At 66.5% G+C, this 15,367-nt stretch carries 18 protein-coding genes and 1 tRNA gene; 13 read left to right on the plus strand and 6 right to left on the minus strand.

Going from position 1 to position 15,367, the window contains the following annotated elements; translation table 11 throughout:
* The 5 genes from NKF06_RS15555 to gcvPB all read left to right on the plus strand — a co-directional run.
* Window positions 1-650: putative inorganic carbon transporter subunit DabA (locus NKF06_RS15555; RefSeq protein ID WP_253245922.1), on the plus strand; the 650-nt coding region annotated here is incomplete at its 5' end.
* Between the two features lie 314 nt (window positions 651-964).
* The gene (gene gcvT / locus NKF06_RS15560; protein ID WP_253245923.1) at window positions 965-2,056 is read left to right on the plus strand and encodes a glycine cleavage system aminomethyltransferase GcvT; all 1,092 of its coding nucleotides are present in this window, start codon (window positions 965-967) and stop codon (window positions 2,054-2,056) included.
* Between the two features lie 2 nt (window positions 2,057-2,058).
* Window positions 2,059-2,439 carry a glycine cleavage system protein GcvH gene (gene gcvH / locus NKF06_RS15565; protein ID WP_058827655.1) on the plus strand — a complete coding sequence of 127 codons (381 nt, stop codon included), beginning with the start codon at window positions 2,059-2,061 and terminating at the stop codon, window positions 2,437-2,439.
* Between the two features lies 1 nt (window position 2,440).
* On the plus strand, window positions 2,441-3,784 hold the full coding sequence (gcvPA, locus tag NKF06_RS15570) for an aminomethyl-transferring glycine dehydrogenase subunit GcvPA (protein WP_253245924.1): 1,344 nt from the start codon (window positions 2,441-2,443) through the stop codon (window positions 3,782-3,784).
* On the plus strand, window positions 3,784-5,205 hold the full coding sequence (gcvPB, locus tag NKF06_RS15575; protein ID WP_058827657.1) for an aminomethyl-transferring glycine dehydrogenase subunit GcvPB: 1,422 nt from the start codon (window positions 3,784-3,786) through the stop codon (window positions 5,203-5,205). Before gcvPA ends, gcvPB begins: the two co-directional genes overlap by 1 nt.
* A gap of 21 nt (window positions 5,206-5,226) precedes the next feature.
* Here the strand turns inward: gcvPB and NKF06_RS15580 are convergent, their stop codons facing one another.
* A complete protein-coding gene (locus tag NKF06_RS15580; RefSeq protein ID WP_199517477.1) occupies window positions 5,227-5,403 on the minus strand; it encodes a hypothetical protein in 177 nt (58 codons plus the stop codon).
* 262 nt (window positions 5,404-5,665) lie between these two features.
* On the opposite strand from NKF06_RS15580, the gene NKF06_RS15585 reads away from it, so the two are divergent.
* Genes NKF06_RS15585 through NKF06_RS15595 form a run of 3 tightly spaced genes read left to right on the plus strand, consistent with a single transcriptional unit; the run spans window position 5,666 to window position 8,408 of the window.
* On the plus strand, window positions 5,666-6,007 hold the full coding sequence (locus NKF06_RS15585) for a hypothetical protein (RefSeq protein ID WP_253245925.1): 342 nt from the start codon (window positions 5,666-5,668) through the stop codon (window positions 6,005-6,007).
* Window positions 6,008-6,056: 49 nt separating this feature from the next.
* Window positions 6,057-6,800 (plus strand): ABC transporter ATP-binding protein, encoded by a 744-nt coding sequence (locus tag NKF06_RS15590; protein ID WP_216635677.1) that lies wholly within the window; start codon window positions 6,057-6,059, stop codon window positions 6,798-6,800.
* Between the two features lie 12 nt (window positions 6,801-6,812).
* On the plus strand, window positions 6,813-8,408 hold the full coding sequence (locus NKF06_RS15595; protein ID WP_253245926.1) for a hypothetical protein: 1,596 nt from the start codon (window positions 6,813-6,815) through the stop codon (window positions 8,406-8,408).
* Between the two features lie 51 nt (window positions 8,409-8,459).
* Here NKF06_RS15595 and NKF06_RS15600 read toward each other — a convergent pair whose 3' ends face one another.
* Genes NKF06_RS15600 through NKF06_RS15610 form a run of 3 tightly spaced genes read right to left on the minus strand, consistent with a single transcriptional unit; the run spans window position 8,460 to window position 11,400 of the window.
* Window positions 8,460-9,455, minus strand: a complete 996-nt coding sequence (locus NKF06_RS15600) for a metal ABC transporter permease (RefSeq protein WP_058827661.1) — start codon at window positions 9,453-9,455, stop codon at window positions 8,460-8,462.
* Window positions 9,455-10,297, minus strand: a complete 843-nt coding sequence (locus NKF06_RS15605; protein ID WP_253245927.1) for a metal ABC transporter ATP-binding protein — start codon at window positions 10,295-10,297, stop codon at window positions 9,455-9,457. Before NKF06_RS15605 ends, NKF06_RS15600 begins: the two co-directional genes overlap by 1 nt.
* Window positions 10,294-11,400, minus strand: a complete 1,107-nt coding sequence (locus NKF06_RS15610; RefSeq protein WP_058827663.1) for a metal ABC transporter substrate-binding protein — start codon at window positions 11,398-11,400, stop codon at window positions 10,294-10,296. The genes NKF06_RS15605 and NKF06_RS15610 overlap by 4 nt, the downstream gene beginning before the upstream one ends.
* Before the next feature lie 188 nt (window positions 11,401-11,588).
* Here NKF06_RS15610 and NKF06_RS15615 point away from each other — a divergent pair, with 188 nt between their 5' ends.
* From NKF06_RS15615 to NKF06_RS15630, 4 genes are all read left to right on the plus strand, one after another.
* Window positions 11,589-11,828 carry a glutathione S-transferase N-terminal domain-containing protein gene (locus NKF06_RS15615; RefSeq protein WP_253245928.1) on the plus strand — a complete coding sequence of 80 codons (240 nt, stop codon included), beginning with the start codon at window positions 11,589-11,591 and terminating at the stop codon, window positions 11,826-11,828.
* Complete coding sequence (locus tag NKF06_RS15620) at window positions 11,825-12,358, plus strand: cob(I)yrinic acid a,c-diamide adenosyltransferase (RefSeq protein WP_188423024.1); 534 nt, start codon at window positions 11,825-11,827, stop codon at window positions 12,356-12,358. Before NKF06_RS15615 ends, NKF06_RS15620 begins: the two co-directional genes overlap by 4 nt.
* Window positions 12,359-12,624: 266 nt before the next feature.
* Entirely contained in the window at window positions 12,625-12,876 is a 252-nt protein-coding gene (locus tag NKF06_RS15625; RefSeq protein WP_058827664.1) for a hypothetical protein, read from the plus strand.
* 72 nt (window positions 12,877-12,948) lie between these two features.
* Window positions 12,949-13,023: transfer RNA gene (locus NKF06_RS15630), tRNA-Val, on the plus strand.
* A 224-nt stretch (window positions 13,024-13,247) separates the two neighbouring features.
* Here the strand turns inward: NKF06_RS15630 and NKF06_RS15635 are convergent.
* Together NKF06_RS15635 and NKF06_RS15640 are read right to left on the minus strand one after the other, a co-directional pair.
* Window positions 13,248-13,436, minus strand: a complete 189-nt coding sequence (locus tag NKF06_RS15635; protein WP_013035537.1) for a hypothetical protein — start codon at window positions 13,434-13,436, stop codon at window positions 13,248-13,250.
* Window positions 13,436-13,585, minus strand: coding sequence for a hypothetical protein (locus tag NKF06_RS15640; RefSeq protein WP_172795796.1), 150 nt, complete (start codon window positions 13,583-13,585; stop codon window positions 13,436-13,438). The genes NKF06_RS15635 and NKF06_RS15640 overlap by 1 nt, the downstream gene beginning before the upstream one ends.
* A gap of 500 nt (window positions 13,586-14,085) precedes the next feature.
* Between NKF06_RS15640 and NKF06_RS15645 the strand changes: the two genes are divergently transcribed.
* A partial coding sequence (locus tag NKF06_RS15645) for a hypothetical protein (RefSeq protein ID WP_253245929.1) occupies window positions 14,086-15,367 on the plus strand: 1,282 nt, incomplete at its 3' end.

Genomic DNA, 15,367 nt, shown 5'->3' on the forward strand with positions numbered 1-15,367 from the left:
CTCCGCGGCCGTCAGCGAGGCCGGAGCGCCGCGCCGCCGACTGGGCCGAGACGCGCCCCGAGTGGGGACTGGCCGGCAACGCCGGCTTCGTCATCGGCCCTCGCGAACTGACGAGCGACCTCGACCTCGATGGCCGCGCGTTCCTCCACTCGTATAACCACTCGACGGACCCCGACGGCGACGCGCTCGAAGCGATTCTGACGGGTCCGATGGTCGTCACCCAGTGGATAAACGCGCAGTACTACTTCTCGACGGTCGACAACGCCGTCTACGGGAGCGGGTCGAAGGTGACCCAGAACCCCGTCGGTAACGTCGGCGTCTATCAGGGCAACGGCGGCGACCTGATGACCGGACTCCCGCTCCAGTCGCTGATGGCCGCCGACGACAGGCCGTACCACCAGCCGCTCCGCCTCTCGACGGTCATCCACGCGCCGGTCGACCGCGTCACCGACGTGCTGGCCGACCACGCGGAACTGACCGAACTGCTCGACAACGACTGGCTCTCGCTGACGGTCGTCGACCCGACGCAGGACCACCGCGCGTTCCACTACGAGGAGGAACTGACGTGGACGCCGGCGTCCGAACAGATAGCGGCCGAGGTCGAAGCGCGTCCAGAGGCGCCGAACGCGCCCGCCGTCGCGGACGACTGACCGGCCTCGCCCCGGACAGACGTCGGCGATCCCGACGGTCTGCGCTTTTCTGACTCTCTATCACCGCCCAGTACGACACGGAGAGCGACCTCGCGGCGTGTCGCAACTCCGGTTTGGGTTTCTGTATCGCAGTAGCCGGTTTATCACTACGATCGTCGTCGCGACCGCGACCGCGCCCGGACGGCAGATTTCGCCATCTGGTTGCGGGTTCGTGGTGTTTACCCCCTCTAATTTCCCCCAATACATGCAAGATAGTGAACAGACCGAGCGAACAGATACCAAAGCATTACTTATCGCAGTTCGCAGGGGCCTGTATGGGCCTTCGCAAGCCGCCGTTGTACGACGTCCACGCGGACGCCGGGGCGACGTTCACCGAGTTCGGCGGATGGGACATGCCTGTGGAGTACGACTCCATCAAGGCCGAACACGCGGCCGTCCGAGAATCGGTCGGCATCTTCGACGTTTCGCACATGAGCGAACTCGAGGTGTCCGGCCCGGACGCGACCGCGCTGATGCAGCGCCTGACGACGAACGACGTGACGGCCCTCGAACCGGGTGACTCGCAGTACTCGGCCATCGTGAACGACGAGGGCGTCATCATCGACGACACCGTCGTCTACCGACTCCCCGACCGCGACGAGCGGGTCTATCTCTTCATCCCGAACGCCGGCCACGACGAGGAGATGTACGACCGCTGGACCTCGTTCCGCGACGACTGGGACCTCGACGCGACCGTCGAGGACGTGACCGAGGACTGGGCGATGTTCGCGGTACAGGGCCCCGACGCCCTCGATTCTGTCACCGACGCCGCGCCCGACGCGGCCCTCGGCGACCTCTCGAAGTTCCAAGCGACGTTCGCCGACGTGGCGGGCGTCGAGTGTTGGGTGGCCCGGACGGGCTACACCGGCGAGGACGGCTTCGAGGTCCTCTGTCCGTGGGACGACGCCGAGACCGTCTGGTCGGCGCTCGACGCGACTCCCTGCGGACTCGGCTCCCGCGACACGCTCCGACTGGAGATGGGCTACCTGCTCTCGGGACAGGACTTCGACCCCGAGACGGAGCCCCGGACCCCCTACGAGGCCGGAATCGGCTTCGTCGTCAAACTCGACACCGAGTTCGTGGGCCGCGACGCCCTCGAACGACAGCACGAGGCCGGCGTCGACGAGACCTTCGTCGGCTTCGCACTCCTCGACCGCGGCGTTCCCCGACACGGCTACGACATCGCAACCCCGGACGGCGAGGTCATCGGCGTCGTGACGAGTGGGACGATGAGCCCGACGCTGTCGGAGCCCATCGGTCTCGGCTACGTCCCCGTCGAGTACGCCGACGACGAGACCGAAATCTCGATTCTCGTCCGCGGCCGCGAGAAGCGTGCAGTAATCGTGACACCTCCCTTCATCAACTGACAATGTTCGAAATCCCTGACGACCGGAAGTACCTGGAATCGCACGAATGGACCACCACCGAGGGCGACGCCGTCCGTATCGGCATCTCCGACTTCGCACAGGACGAACTGGGCGACGTCGTCTTCGTCGAACTTCCCGCCGAGGGCGACGAACTCGCCGCCGGCGAGGAGTTCGGCGTGGTCGAGAGCATCAAGGCCGTCTCGGATCTCTACGCCCCCATCTCGGGCACGGTCACGGCCGTCAACGAGGAGCTGTTCGACGCCCCGGAACTCCTCAACGACGACCCCTACGGCGATGGCTGGATGCTCGAACTCGAACCGGCCGACGAAAGCGAGTTCGACGACCTCCTCTCCCCCGAGGAGTACCGCGAGCAGACGGAGTGAGATGACGGCTGGAAACGGACGGCGGGCCGGAAGCCCGTACGCCCCACACACCGACGCCGACGAGGAAGCGATGCTGGACGCCGTCGGCGCCGACAGCGCCGAAGACCTCTTCGACATCCCCGAGGAGGTCCGCTTCGACGGCGAGTTCGGCGTCTCCGGTACCGACGAACAGGAGCTCAGGAACGTCATGGCCGACCTGTTTTCGCGCAACGAGGAGCTGACGGAGTTCCTCGGTCGCGGCCACCACGCCCACTACGTGCCGGCGCTGGTCGACGACCTCTCGCGACGCTCGGAGTTCCTCACCTCGTACACGCAGTACCAGCCCGAAATCGCACAGGGCTTCCTGCAGGTGCTGTTCGAGTACCAGTCGATGCTGGTCGAACTGACCGGGCTCCCGGTTGCCAACTGCTCGATGTACGACGCCGCGACGGCGCTCGCCGAGGCCGCGCTCCTCGCGAACCGCCTCCGTCGCGGCGCGAGCGGCCACCGCGTGCTCGTCCCCGAGCACCTCCACGAGGGTCGCCTCGGCGTCCTCGAGAACTACCTCGACGGCGCAGAGATGGAGATAGGCGAGTACCCGATGAACGACGGCGCGGTCGATGTCGAGGTCCTCGCGGACCTCGTCGACGACGAGACCGTGATGGTCTACGCCGAGACCCCGACGGTTCGCGGCGTCATCGAGGAGCGACTCGCCGATATCGGCGACCTCGCACACGACAACGACGCGCTGTTCTGTCTCGGAAGCGACCTCGTGGCGCTCGCGCTCCTCGAAGAGCCCGCGAGCGTCGGTGCCGACGTGGTCGTCGGCGAAGCCGGCGCGCTCGGCCTCGGCACGGCCTACGGCATGGGCCTCGGCATCTTCGCCACCCGCGAGGAGTACCTCCGGCAGGTCCCCGGCCGCCTCGTCGGCGTCTCCGAGGACAGCGCGGACATGCGGGCGTTCACGCTGACGCTCCAGACCCGCGAACAGCACATCCGCAAGGAGCGCGCGACCTCGAACATCTGTACGAATCAGGCGTGGGTCGCGCTCCGCACCGCCATGCACATGGCGTGGCTCGGCCCCGACCGCCTCGTCGGCCTCGCCGAGCGGGCGGTCACCGACGCGCGCGACCTCGCCGCCCGGCTGGACGAGCTTTCGGGCGTCAAAGCGCCGCTCTACGACCGCCACCACTTCCGCGAGTTCGTCGTCCGGACGGACCAGCCCGCACCCGCCATCACGAACGACCTCGCGGGCCGCGGCTTCGCGGTCCACGCCCTCGACGACCACCACCTGCAGGTCTGTATCACCGACGCGAACGCCGACGCCGCGGACGGACTGGTCGCGGCCTTCGAGGAGGTCATCTGATGAACTTCGACCAAGCCCGATTCAGCCGCGACGACGAGTACGAACCGCTCCTGTCCGAAAAGGACAGCACCACCGTCGAGGTCGATTCCGAGGGTGTCCTCCCCGATGACCTGACCCGCGACGAACTGACGCTCCCGGCGCTGTCGGAGCCCCAACTGGCGCGCCACTACACGCGCCTGTCGCAGATGAACTACAGCGTCGAACTCGGACCGTACCCGCTGGGGTCGTGTACGATGAAGTACAACCCCTCGTTCACGGAGGACGTGGCGGCGGACCCCAACGCCGGGGTTCACCCCGACCGCTCCGACCGGACGATTCAAGGGACGCTCGGCCTCCTGCACGGCCTGCAGGAGTACCTCGCCGACATCGGCGGGATGGACGCCGTGACGCTCCAACCCCCGGCGGGTGCCGCGGGCGAGTTCACGGGTATCCTCGTCGCCAAGGCGTACCACGAGTCGCGCGGCGACGACCGCTCGGAGATTATCATCCCCTCGTCGGCCCACGGGACGAACTTCGCGTCGGCTGCGATGGCCGGCTACGACGTGGTCGAACTCCCATCCGACGACGACGGCCGCGTAGACATGGAGGCGCTCGACGCCGCCATCTCCGAGGAAACGGCCGCGCTCATGCTCACGAACCCAAACACGCTGGGGCTGTTCGAGCGCGACATCGTCGACATCGCCGAGATGGTCCACGACGCGGGCGGCCTGCTGTACTACGACGGCGCGAACCTCAACGCGCTGCTCGGTCGCGCCCGCCCCGGCGACATGGGCTTCGACATCATGCACTACAACGTCCACAAGACGTTCGCCACGCCCCACGGCGGCGGCGGCCCCGGTGCCGGCCCGGTCGGCGTGGTCGAGGAACTCGCAGAGTTCCTCCCGAGTCCGATGGTCCGCGAGACGGCCGCGGGCTACGAGCAGTACGAACCCGAGTCGTCTATCGGCAAGGTCCACGGCTTCGCCGGCAACTGGCTCGTCCTCGTGAAGGCGTACGCCTACATCGCCCGCCTCGGCGACGCGGGCCTCGCGGACGCCAGCGCCAAGGCCGTCCTCAACGCCAACTACCTCGCCTCGCAGATCGACCTCGAAGTGCCCTACGGGCCGTTCCACCACGAGTTCGCGGCGACCTCGGGCGACCGCGACGCCGCCGACGTGGCGAAGCGCATGCTCGACTACGGCGTCCACCCGCCGACGACGAAGTGGCCCGAACTCGTCTCGCAGGCGATGCTCACGGAGCCGACGGAAGTCGAGGATAAGGCGTCGCTCGACGACCTCGCACACGCCTTCAACGCGGCGTACGCCGACTCCGACGAGGCGCTCGAAACCGCGCCCACGAAGACCAGCGCCCGCCGCATCGACCAGGTGTCCGCCGCGCGGAACCCGCGGCTCTCGTGGCAGGCGCTCGGCGACGACGAATAACGAGAAAACCCCTTTTCGCGGTTACGCTTCGGCCTTCGCGTACGTCTCGATGTCGTCCGTGATGTGGATGTAGCCGTAGTCGCACTCCGTGCAGTGCCACTTCGTCTTCTTTCCGAGGTGAATCTCCATGCTGGCGGCGAGGTAGAACGTGTCGTTGCCGCAGGCCGGGCATTCGCGCTGGATTTCGAGGTCGCTCATGGGGTCGAATCCGTGGTAGTCGTTGTTGAAGATATTGGTTCGCGGACGCTGTGCCGGGGGCAATAAACTGAATAGCGCGATATGAAATCTGCTTCCGCCGTCAAAACTCGTCAGTCCGCGAGCGTCGGCCGCGTTCCTTGTCGTCCCACGTCGTCCCTCGCCGTTTGCCACGCCAGCCCCGAGTCGAGCGTCGAAACCGCGGCCGGTCTCCTCCGACGCGAATGTCAAACTGTTATCTTCTTGGCGGCCACAGTCCACGACCGTGTCCTCCAAAATTACAGAGCACCCCCGCGTCCTGTTGTTTCTTCTCCTCTCCGTCGTCCTGGGCGGCCTGACTGCCCGGGCCACCGTCGGCGGTCACGACCCCGTGCAAGCGCTGCTTCTCGCCTCGCTGACGGGGTACGCGGTGACGGGGCTGTTGTTCCACCGGGTTCCGAACGTCGAGCGTCTCGCCGCGGTCCCGCTCGGCGTCGTCGGCGTCGCCGCCTACGCGGTCGGCGCGCCGACGGACCTCCCGGTACTGTTGGTTCTTCTCGGTGTTGGGGGAGCGGTCGACCTCCTGTGGGACCCGACCGGGAACGTCCAAGGGAGCCAGTCGGACTGAGCGCGGGCGAGGAGACAGGTTGAATATCGTGACACTCGGTGGACATGATGTGCCGCTAGCAATCGAGACCGAGTCGCTCCGGAAGGAGTACGGCGACACCGTCGCAGTCACAGGGCTCTCTCTCCGAGTGGAGTCGGGGAGCGTCTACGGATTCCTCGGTCCGAACGGTGCGGGGAAGACGACGACGATGCGCATGCTCACGACGCTGACGGCGCCGACGAGCGGCAGCGCGCGCGTCGCCGGGGCGTCCATCGAAGACAGGGCGTCGGTGACGAGTCGAATCGGATTTCTGCCGGACGTTCCGCCGCTGTACGACGAACTCACCGCGCGCGAGCAGTTGCGGTACGCCGGCGGCATCCGTGACCTGCCCGCCGAGACGATTCGCGAACGGGTTTCGGCGCTTCTCGACCGGTTCGACCTGTCCGACGACGCCGACCGCCGCCTCGGAGAGTACTCCCGCGGGATGCGAAAGCGCGTCGGGCTCATTCAGATACTCTTGCACGACCCCGAGGTTGTGTTTCTCGACGAGCCGACGTCCGGACTGGACCCGCGGTCGGCGCGGACGATGCGCCGCGTCATCGAAGACCTGGCCGACGACGAGACCACCGTGTTCCTCTCATCGCACCTGCTCACCGTCGTCGAGGCGCTCGCGGACCGCGTCGGCGTCATTCAGGACGGGCGGCTCGTCACCGAGGGGCCGCTAGACGCGGTGAAACGCAAAGCGCAGCGGGACGGGGAGTCGGAAGGGCTCGAAGCCGCCTTCCTAGAGATGACCGAGGGCCGGAGCGAGTGACCGATGGAGACGATGGCTCGACAGGTCGGACACGTCGTTCGTGTCCGCGCCCTCCGCGGGGTCAGACGAGCGCGCGACCGCCCGATGGTGTCTGTGCTCTCTCTCGCCGCCGTCTCGTTCGCACTCCTCGCGGTCGTCGGTCGACTCCCGATCTCCGGCTACGAGGCGGTCTGGAGCGACCCGGGTGCCTACGCCGCCGGCGTCGCCGTTGCGGATGGGAGAGGGGTTGACGCGCTCGGCACCGCGCGCGGGCTGTCGGGACTGTTGGCAGTCGCGACCTGTTACGGTGTGCTCGTGAGAACGGCCCAACGAGAGGACGACGAACGGACGGACCACCGGCGCCTCGCGCTCTCCCCGACGGCGTTTTTCACCGCGGAGCTCCTCGACCAGCTCGCGTTCGCCGGCCGGCTCGTCGGTGTCGTGGGCGTCGCTGGTGGCGTCGCGTTCGCCGTCGGGGCGGCATCACCGACGACGGCCGTGACTACGTTCGTCGCCGTCGCGGCGCTGGTCGCGACGGCCGTCGCGGTGACGTTCCCGGTCGCGCTGGGAGTCCGAGCGGTGTTCCGTCACTATCCGCGAGTACGACGGCACCGGCTCCTCTTCGGCGCGCTCTTGGTCTCGGTTATGGGCTTCGCGTTCGTTCGAACCCGGTCGTCCTTCGCGCTCCTGAGCGGGCTCCCAGTCGGTTGGTACGCCGACCTCGCGCTTGTCGGCGCGGACGTCGGTGCCTCGGACGGCCGTGCCGTGGCCGCCCTCCTCGGGACGCCGGTCGCGTGGTGGCTCGGAATCACGACGGCCCGCCGGATAACTGACTACCAGCGGGCGGACGCTGGAACGGGAGGGGGAACGCGGGGCGACCCGGCAATCGTAACCCGGTTGCGGGTCGCCGGCGGCCGCCTCGTCGCCCGCGTCGCCTCGCGGCCGACGGCCGCCGTCGCCCGCGTCGTGTGGCTCCGCCTGTGGCGCGAACCGCGCGCACTACTGTTCAGCGGAATCGTCGTCGGAGCCACCGCGGGGGTGGGACTCGTGATCGTCGAGACGCTCCCGACCGCACTTCCGGCGGTCGTCGCGACGTACGTCGCGCTCGCGACGGGCGCGGGAGTGACGCTCGACCCGCTCGGCACCGAAGGCACTGCGCTCCCGCTCACGCTCACGGCACCCCACGGGCGCGAACGAGTCGTGACGGGCTACGCGCTTTCGGCGGCCATTCCGGGGACCGCGCTGTCCGCGGTGGCCGGGCTCGGAACCGCGCTCTCGATTGGCGCTGCCCCGGCGGCCTGTGTCGGTGCGGCGCTCGTCGGTTCGATACTGGGTGCGACAGCGCCCGTCGTGTCGCTCGCGGCTGGGCTTCGGCTTTCGCCGACTGACGCGGCGACCGGTTCGCGAGGCGTCGGGATCCCCCCGCTCGGCGCGCTTTCGGCGTTCTCCGTGGTCGTCGCGCTCATCGGGATGCCGGCTATCGGCGCGACCGCCGCCATCGAGATCGGTTCGATGTCTCTCTCGACGGCCATGACGGTCGCCGTCGCCGCGACGGCACTCCTCGGACTCGTCGTGGGCTGGTACGCGTTCCGGGACGCGGTCGGGCGACTCGACCGGTACGAACCATGAGCGACCTCGAAACCGCCGAGCTGACGGACAAGGCGAAAAGCGCAAGCGACGTTACAGGTCGGAAGACTCGATACTCCCCAGTTCGGGCGTCGCATCGTCGCCGGCGCGCGCCTGTATCTTGCCGATGGCGACGGCGACGACGTAGATACCGACCGCGAAGAGGACGATGACGCCGCCCGCGGTCGCCTCGCCGTAGTAGGACGCGCCGATGCCGAGGAGCACGGCGAGTTCGGCGAGGACGACGGAGACGAGAAGCGACTCCGAGAAGCTTCGGGAGACCTGCGCCGCGCCGGCGACGGGGACGACGAGCATGGCGGCGACGAGGATGACGCCCATAATCTGCATCGCGCCGACGACGACGAGCGCGGTCAGCATGACCATCACGCGATTGTACCACGTGACCGAGATGCCCGAGACGGCGGCGGCCGTCTCGTCGAACGTCACGTAGAGCAGTTGGTTGCGCGTGAGCGCGACGGTGCCGACGATGACGGCGAACAGCACGAGCAGGATGGCGGCGTTCTCCGCCGAGACGGTCGAGAGATTGCCGAAGAGGTACTGGTTGATGCCGACCGCGAGGCCGCCCGCGTTGAGGCTGATGAGGACGGTCCCCAGCGCGAACCCGGTCGAGAGCACGATTGCCATCGACACGTCGTTGTAGGCGTCGGTCGCCTCAGAGATGAGTTCGATGAGGAGCGCCGCGATGACGGCGACGACGACGGCGGTCAGGTACGGCGAGACGCCGAGGCTGAACACGCCGTTGAGAAAGAGGCCGACGGCGACCCCGGCGAAGGCGGTGTGGGCGAGCGCGTCGCCGATGAGCGCGAGTTGACGGTGGACGAGGAACGTCCCGATGAGGGGGGCCATCACGCCGATACAGAGACCGACGAGGATAGCGCGGTGCATGAACCGGTAGTCGAGGAAGCCGAGGCCGGTCGCGTCGCCCACAACGAACAGCAGATCGGACCATAGCGCGAGGAACCAGTAGAACGGCGCGAGGACGGCGTCTAACGGGCCCGCCTGCAACACGGCGAACAGTTCGACGGGCATCACGCGCGACCACCGCCCGAACCGCCCGTGAAGGAGGCCGCTGTGCCGAAGGCCCGCGCGAGCGCGTCGCTCTCGGCGAACTCGTCGGTCGGGCCGTCGAAGTAGACCTCACGGTTGAGACAGACGACGCGCCGGGCGTGGTTGGTGACCGCGCCGAGGTCGTGTTCGATGATGAGAATCGTGATGCCCTCCTCGTTGAGCGCTTCGAGCAGGTCGTAGAAGGCGTCGACCGACTCGGCGTCGACGCCGACGGTCGGTTCGTCCAAGACGAGCAGGTCGGCCTCGCCGGCGAGCGCGCGGGCGATGAAGGCGCGCTGGCGCTGGCCGCCAGAGAGCTTCGTCACCCGGCGGTTGGCGAAGTCGGTCATGCCGACCGTGGCGAGCGCCTCGTCGACGATGCGGTGGTCCTCGGCGGAGAGCCGACCGAAGCCGACGTGGGGGAACCGACCCATCTTCACCACTTCGCGGACCGTGATGGGCATCTCCTTGGAGGCGCTCGCGTGCTGGGCGACGTAGCCGATGCGCGCGCCGTCGTCGAAAGCGTTCGAGGGCTCGCCGAACAGCCGCGCGGACCCCTCGTCGGGCCGGAGCAGGCCGAGGATGAGCTTCATCAACGTGGACTTGCCCGACCCGTTCGGTCCGACGATGGCGACGTACTCGCCGGGGTCGATGCGGAGCGAGATGTCCTCCACGACGGGCGTCGCGGTGTAGCCGAACTCGATGTCGGTGAGTTCAACGAGCGGGCCGGACGAGCCGCGGCCGTCGTCGGTGGCGTCGTCGGCGACACCGGTGTCGGCGGACTCAGCGGACTCCGCGGACTCTCCGTTCCGGAGGGCGCTCATTCGAAGTTCCTCCACTCGTCCGCCCAGCCGTCGTGGCCGACCTCCTCGGGCGACTTGTTGCCGAGGACGACTTCGAACGTGGGCATGTTGATGTTGTAGGCGATTTCCTCGTAGCCCCAGTCGTTTTCCACCCAGTCCTCACGGACGCCCGCGTACGGGGTGACGGGGAAGTACGCCTCGACGGGCGTCTCGGCGATGAGCTGTTTCGCGGGGCGGCGCGTCTCGAAGACGCCCGCGCCGATGTACTTGATGTCGTTGTCCTCGATGACGCGCTTCGCCTCGGTGATGTCCGAGGGCTTCACGTCGCCGCTGGCGGCGAGGTTGACGACGAGCGGGCGCATCTCGACGCCGTAGCGGACGCCGATGTACTGGAAGGCGTTGTGGGCCGCCAACTGGACGACCTTGCGCGACGCCCGGTCGAAGATGTCCTGGTAGTCGCGGTCGATGCGGTCGAGCACGTCGGCTTTGTACGCGTCGGCGTTGTCGCGGAACGTCTCCTCGTGCTCGGGGGCGAGTTCGATCAACCCCTCCGTGATGTTGTCCACGGCGGTCTTGGCGCGTTGGGGGTCGAGCCAGAAGTGGGGGTCTTTCCCGCGGCCCTCGCCGACGCCCTCCTCGTCGCGGTCGAGACTCGCGGCGAGTTCCACGAGTTCGACGCCCTCGCGGACGTTGATGAGTTGGGTGTCCACGTCGTCGTCCTTCAGCGTCTGGATGGCGCGGTCGGCCCACGGCTGGAAGTCCTTCCCGACGTGGACGAACGCGTCGGCTTCGATGATGTCGCGCGTGACGCTCGCGTCCGGCTCCCAGCCGTGACCGTGAAGCCCGGTCGGGATGAGGTTCTTCAGCGTCACCGGGGTGTCGGCCGCGACCTTGCGCGCGAAGTCGTAGAAACTGAAGAACGACGCGACGACGACGTACTCGTCTTCCGACTCGGACCCGCCGGAGGCGTCGTTCGAACCGGTGTTCGAGCCATCACTTTCGCTTCCCGCTCCGCCGCCACCGCCGAGACAGCCGGCGAGGCCGGCCGTCAAGAGACCTGAACCGGCCGCAACGACCGACCGCCGAGAGAGTTTGGGGTCGGACGAATCTTCGTTAGTGTTCATCACTATGTGAAGTAGATACAGGCCACCATATAGATTTGTTGCTCTAAGGTTGAATTTTGACGCATCTAAAACTGGCGAGTGATGAGCCGCAGTAGGTCTCAGAGCGTCGACGACGGGGCGACCGTACCGCGGGAACCGGACCCACCGGCGTGCAAATCTCTTTGGGTCGGCGCGCCCAACGGCGGGACATGGGAATCGAACTCTACGCGCTCGACGGCTGTCCGTACTGCGAGAAGGTCCACGACGCGCTCTCTGAGGCGGGCGTCGACTACGAGACGCAGTGGGTCGACGCGCTCCACTCGGACCGAAACGAGGTCAAGCGCGTGAGCGGCCAGCGCGGTGTTCCCGTTCTCGTTGACGGCGACCGCGGCGTGGCAATGTCCGAGAGCGAGAACATTCTCCGGTACGTCGACCAGACGCTGGCATGAAGATATACACCGGCCGCGGCGACGAGGGAATGACCGACCTGCGAGACATGACCCGCGTGTCGAAGACGAGCCACCGCATCGAGGCCTACGGGACGGTCGACGAGGTGAACGCCCTCGTCGGAACGGTCCGCCCGACCGGCCACGACGACGTGGACGACGTGCTGGAAGCCGTCCAGAACCACCTCCACATCGTGCAGGCCGACCTCGCGAACCCCGGCCCCGACGAGGACGACCCGCAGATAGCCGCCGACCACGTCGACGAACTCGAAGCGTGGATAGACGAGGCCGACGAAGAACTCGACCCGCTCACGTCGTTTATCCTCCCCGGCGGGAGCGAAACTGGGGCGAAACTCCACCACGCCCGCGCGGTGTCGCGGCGGGCCGAGCGCCGCGTCGTCTCGCTCGCGGCCGAAGAACCGGTCAACGAGGAAGTCGTCGCGTACCTCAACCGCCTCTCCGACGCGCTGTTCGTCTTCGCGCGACTGGTCAACAAGCGCGACGGCGTGCCCGAGGAGTCGCCGACGTACTGAGTCAGAGCGCCCGCTGCACCCGCCGGTGTCGGCGGTCGTCGCGGTCGCTCGCGAGGATAATGGGACCAGGACGGACGAATCGTGCCCACGGTATCGCCGTCCCGGAGGGGGCCAGACGCTAACTGGGACCGACCACGAAGCGTGGCCTGCGTTCCCAGTTTTAGGTAGGCCTAAGAATCACTAAAGTGTATCGCTCTTTCTCAGAGGTATGACTCTCGGTACCGCGTGACATAACCGTTTTCTCGTCGCCGGGACTATCCGGAGGTATGAACCGACACTTCACCGACGCGCGGTACTACTTCCGACGGGGATTCGAGCACCTGTACGCCGGGCTCGACGAGGAGACGGCACCCCTCCGTCGCCGCCTCATGGCGGCGCTCGGGCGAGAGATAGAAGACGAAGCGGAACCCGAGCCGCAGACGCGGCGGGAGCGCGTCGAGTACGGCGCGCGCCGGGCGGCGACGCGGAGTCGCCGGGCCGCCGGGCGGGTTCGCAGTCGCGTGCGGCGACCCGAGTAGGCTCGTTTGTGCCCCCGAATCGGGGCACAACGTAAGTCTTAATTGGCGGCGCGGGAAATCGAAATCGTAGCCGGGTTGGTGGTCTAGCCAGGTTATGACGGCTCCTTCACACGGAGCAGGCCGGCGGTTCGAATCCGCCCCAACCCATTTTCTGATTCCTCGCAACGACGAGCGACAGCGAGGAGTCCGTGGAATCGAAAATTGTCACGGCGGATTCGAAGCAGGGAGCGAACGGAGTGAGCGACCGAGGTTCGAATCCGTCCCAACCCACTTCTCTTCGACACCACCGACGAGCGACAGCAAGGCGTCCACGGCACTAAACCGGGCACGAGCAGTCGAACATCAAAAACAGAAACCCGCCCGCTGAGCACCTACGCGATGTCGTCGAGCGAGACGGCGCTCCCGCGGTCGACCGTAATCCACGACGTCGTCAACTCCTCTGACTTCGGAGAGAAGACCGTCAGTTCGGTCGGGTTCTCCGGGTCGTCATAGATGCATTCGAGGTCGAACACCGGCGCGTCGGCCAACTCGTCGGAACTGTGGGGTGCGGCCGTACTCATCAGATGGATACGTCCGTCTTGCAACTCGCACACAGCGCGTCGGCGACCGCCTCCTTCGGGACGGACGTCCCGCATCGAGGGCACCGCGAACGGGTGCGCGAGTACTCCGTGTACGGTGCGATCCGCGAATTCTCGTTGGATTCGCTCATACACGTCCAAATACGACACGAGTACAAGAAGTTTTGGATATTATGAATGTGATCCCCCAGATTAGAACCTGGATGTAACGACAATCGGGGAAGTGGTTTGTACTCCTCAACGTCGTGGGGGAATCGGTACCGGGGTGGGAAGTCGACCACGCCGGCACTCAGTCCCCTGCGAGACAGCCAGCGATTCGACACCGTCTCGCTTTCGAAACGCTCAGCCGACCGCGTCACTCAAACTGTCAAGAACTTCGAATAAACGAGAAACTACCCCGTTAGCTTCGGCGACGAACTCGCTTTTCTGACAGTTAAAGCGTAGCGTCTCGCGTGAAACATCGTGTTTCGTGAACTGTTGCGGAAAAACTGGTCAACAAGCCCCCAGTATCGAAATCAGAGACAGACTAACCGTCTATACCATCAGGTAAGTTGACAGCCTCCACGCGAAACTATTGAAACTATCTCGTCAGCTTTTGCCCACGGCATTGGTAGACTGTCACCGCAGACACATGAATACACGAACACGTATCGCCGGCGTTCTCGTCGTCGTCGCCCTCGTCGCGGCGGCGGCGACGGGGACTGGACTGGCGGCGTCCGACGGCGTGCAGTCGGTCGCCCAGCCGAACACGCCGGCGGTCGACACACGGCAGGCACAGGTACAGCAACAGACACAGACGCAGATGCAGGCGCAGTACTGCACGTATCCGAGCAACGGAACCTACGAGTCGTTCGGGGTGAGCAACCTCTCCGCGCCGGCCGGCGTCGAAGCCGGTGAGACGGTAACAGTGTCGGCGGACATCACGAACCCGAACGATGTGCCGATGATTCAGTGCGTCGAGTTCCGACTCGAAGGCGACGTGGTCGTCCGCACCGGGTGGGCGCTGAACCCGAACGAGACCGAGACCATCGCGTTCGAGGTCAACACGACGGGCCTCGAAGACGGCACGTACATCCACGGCGTCGAGACGCGCGACTTCGGCGAGCTGACGACGCTCACCGTGGGCGAACAGCCCGAACCCGAGGAGCCGACCGCGACGCTCCAGTTCGACGACCAGGAGTCCGACGGCAGCAACGTGACCGTCGCGAGCGCGAACCTCTCTGAGGGTGGCTACATCGCTATCCTCGACGAGAACGGGTCGGTCATCGGCGCGACCGACTACCTCGAACCCGGCGAACAGGAGAACGTCACCGTGCCGCTCCTCGAATCGCTCAACGAGAGCGCCACCCTGACCGCGCAGGCGCACCTCGACACCAACGACAACCAGACGCTCGACTTCCTCACATCCAACGGGACCGAGGACGGCCCGTACACGGTCAACGGCACACCCGTCACCGACGACGCTGAAGTGACCGTCGGTGAGGAGCCGACGCCGGAAGAACCGATTGCATCGCTCCAATTCGACGACCAGGAGTCTGATGGAAGTAGCGTGACCGTCGCGAACGCGAACCTCTCTGAGGGTGGCTACATCGCCGTAATCGACGAGAACGGTTCCGTCATCGGCGCGACCGACTACCTCGAACCCGGCGAGCAGGAGAACGTCTCCGTGCCGCTCCTCGAACCGCTCAACGAGAGTGCGACGCTGACTGCACAGGCGCACCTCGACACCAACGATAACCGGACGCTCGACTTCCTCACGTCTAACGGGACCGAGGACGGTCCGTACACGATGGACGGCACGCCAGTCACCGACGACGCGGTCGTGACTGTCGGTGAGGAGCCGACCACTGACGAACCAACCACTGACGAACCAACCACTGACGAACCAACCACTGACGAACCAACCACTGACG

The organism is Haloferax sp. AB510 (assembly GCF_024136985.1).
Lineage (GTDB): Archaea > Halobacteriota > Halobacteria > Halobacteriales > Haloferacaceae > Haloferax.

Excerpts from the sequence above, each read along its gene's own strand:
- gcvT (WP_253245923.1), top strand. The coding sequence starts at position 965 with ATGGGCCTTCGCAAGCCGCCGTTGTACGACGTCCACGCGGACGCCGGG.
- gcvH (WP_058827655.1), top strand. The coding sequence starts at position 2,059 with ATGTTCGAAATCCCTGACGACCGGAAGTACCTGGAATCGCACGAATGG.
- gcvPA (WP_253245924.1), top strand. The coding sequence starts at position 2,441 with ATGACGGCTGGAAACGGACGGCGGGCCGGAAGCCCGTACGCCCCACAC.
- gcvPB (WP_058827657.1), top strand. The coding sequence starts at position 3,784 with ATGAACTTCGACCAAGCCCGATTCAGCCGCGACGACGAGTACGAACCG.
- NKF06_RS15580 (WP_199517477.1), bottom strand. The coding sequence starts at position 5,403 with ATGAGCGACCTCGAAATCCAGCGCGAATGCCCGGCCTGCGGCAACGAC.
- NKF06_RS15595 (WP_253245926.1), top strand. The coding sequence starts at position 6,813 with ATGGCTCGACAGGTCGGACACGTCGTTCGTGTCCGCGCCCTCCGCGGG.
- NKF06_RS15600 (WP_058827661.1), bottom strand. The coding sequence starts at position 9,455 with ATGCCCGTCGAACTGTTCGCCGTGTTGCAGGCGGGCCCGTTAGACGCC.
- NKF06_RS15605 (WP_253245927.1), bottom strand. The coding sequence starts at position 10,297 with ATGAGCGCCCTCCGGAACGGAGAGTCCGCGGAGTCCGCTGAGTCCGCC.
- NKF06_RS15610 (WP_058827663.1), bottom strand. The coding sequence starts at position 11,400 with ATGAACACTAACGAAGATTCGTCCGACCCCAAACTCTCTCGGCGGTCG.
- NKF06_RS15615 (WP_253245928.1), top strand. The coding sequence starts at position 11,589 with ATGGGAATCGAACTCTACGCGCTCGACGGCTGTCCGTACTGCGAGAAG.
- NKF06_RS15620 (WP_188423024.1), top strand. The coding sequence starts at position 11,825 with ATGAAGATATACACCGGCCGCGGCGACGAGGGAATGACCGACCTGCGA.
- NKF06_RS15625 (WP_058827664.1), top strand. The coding sequence starts at position 12,625 with ATGAACCGACACTTCACCGACGCGCGGTACTACTTCCGACGGGGATTC.
- NKF06_RS15635 (WP_013035537.1), bottom strand. The coding sequence starts at position 13,436 with ATGAGTACGGCCGCACCCCACAGTTCCGACGAGTTGGCCGACGCGCCG.
- NKF06_RS15640 (WP_172795796.1), bottom strand. The coding sequence starts at position 13,585 with ATGAGCGAATCCAACGAGAATTCGCGGATCGCACCGTACACGGAGTAC.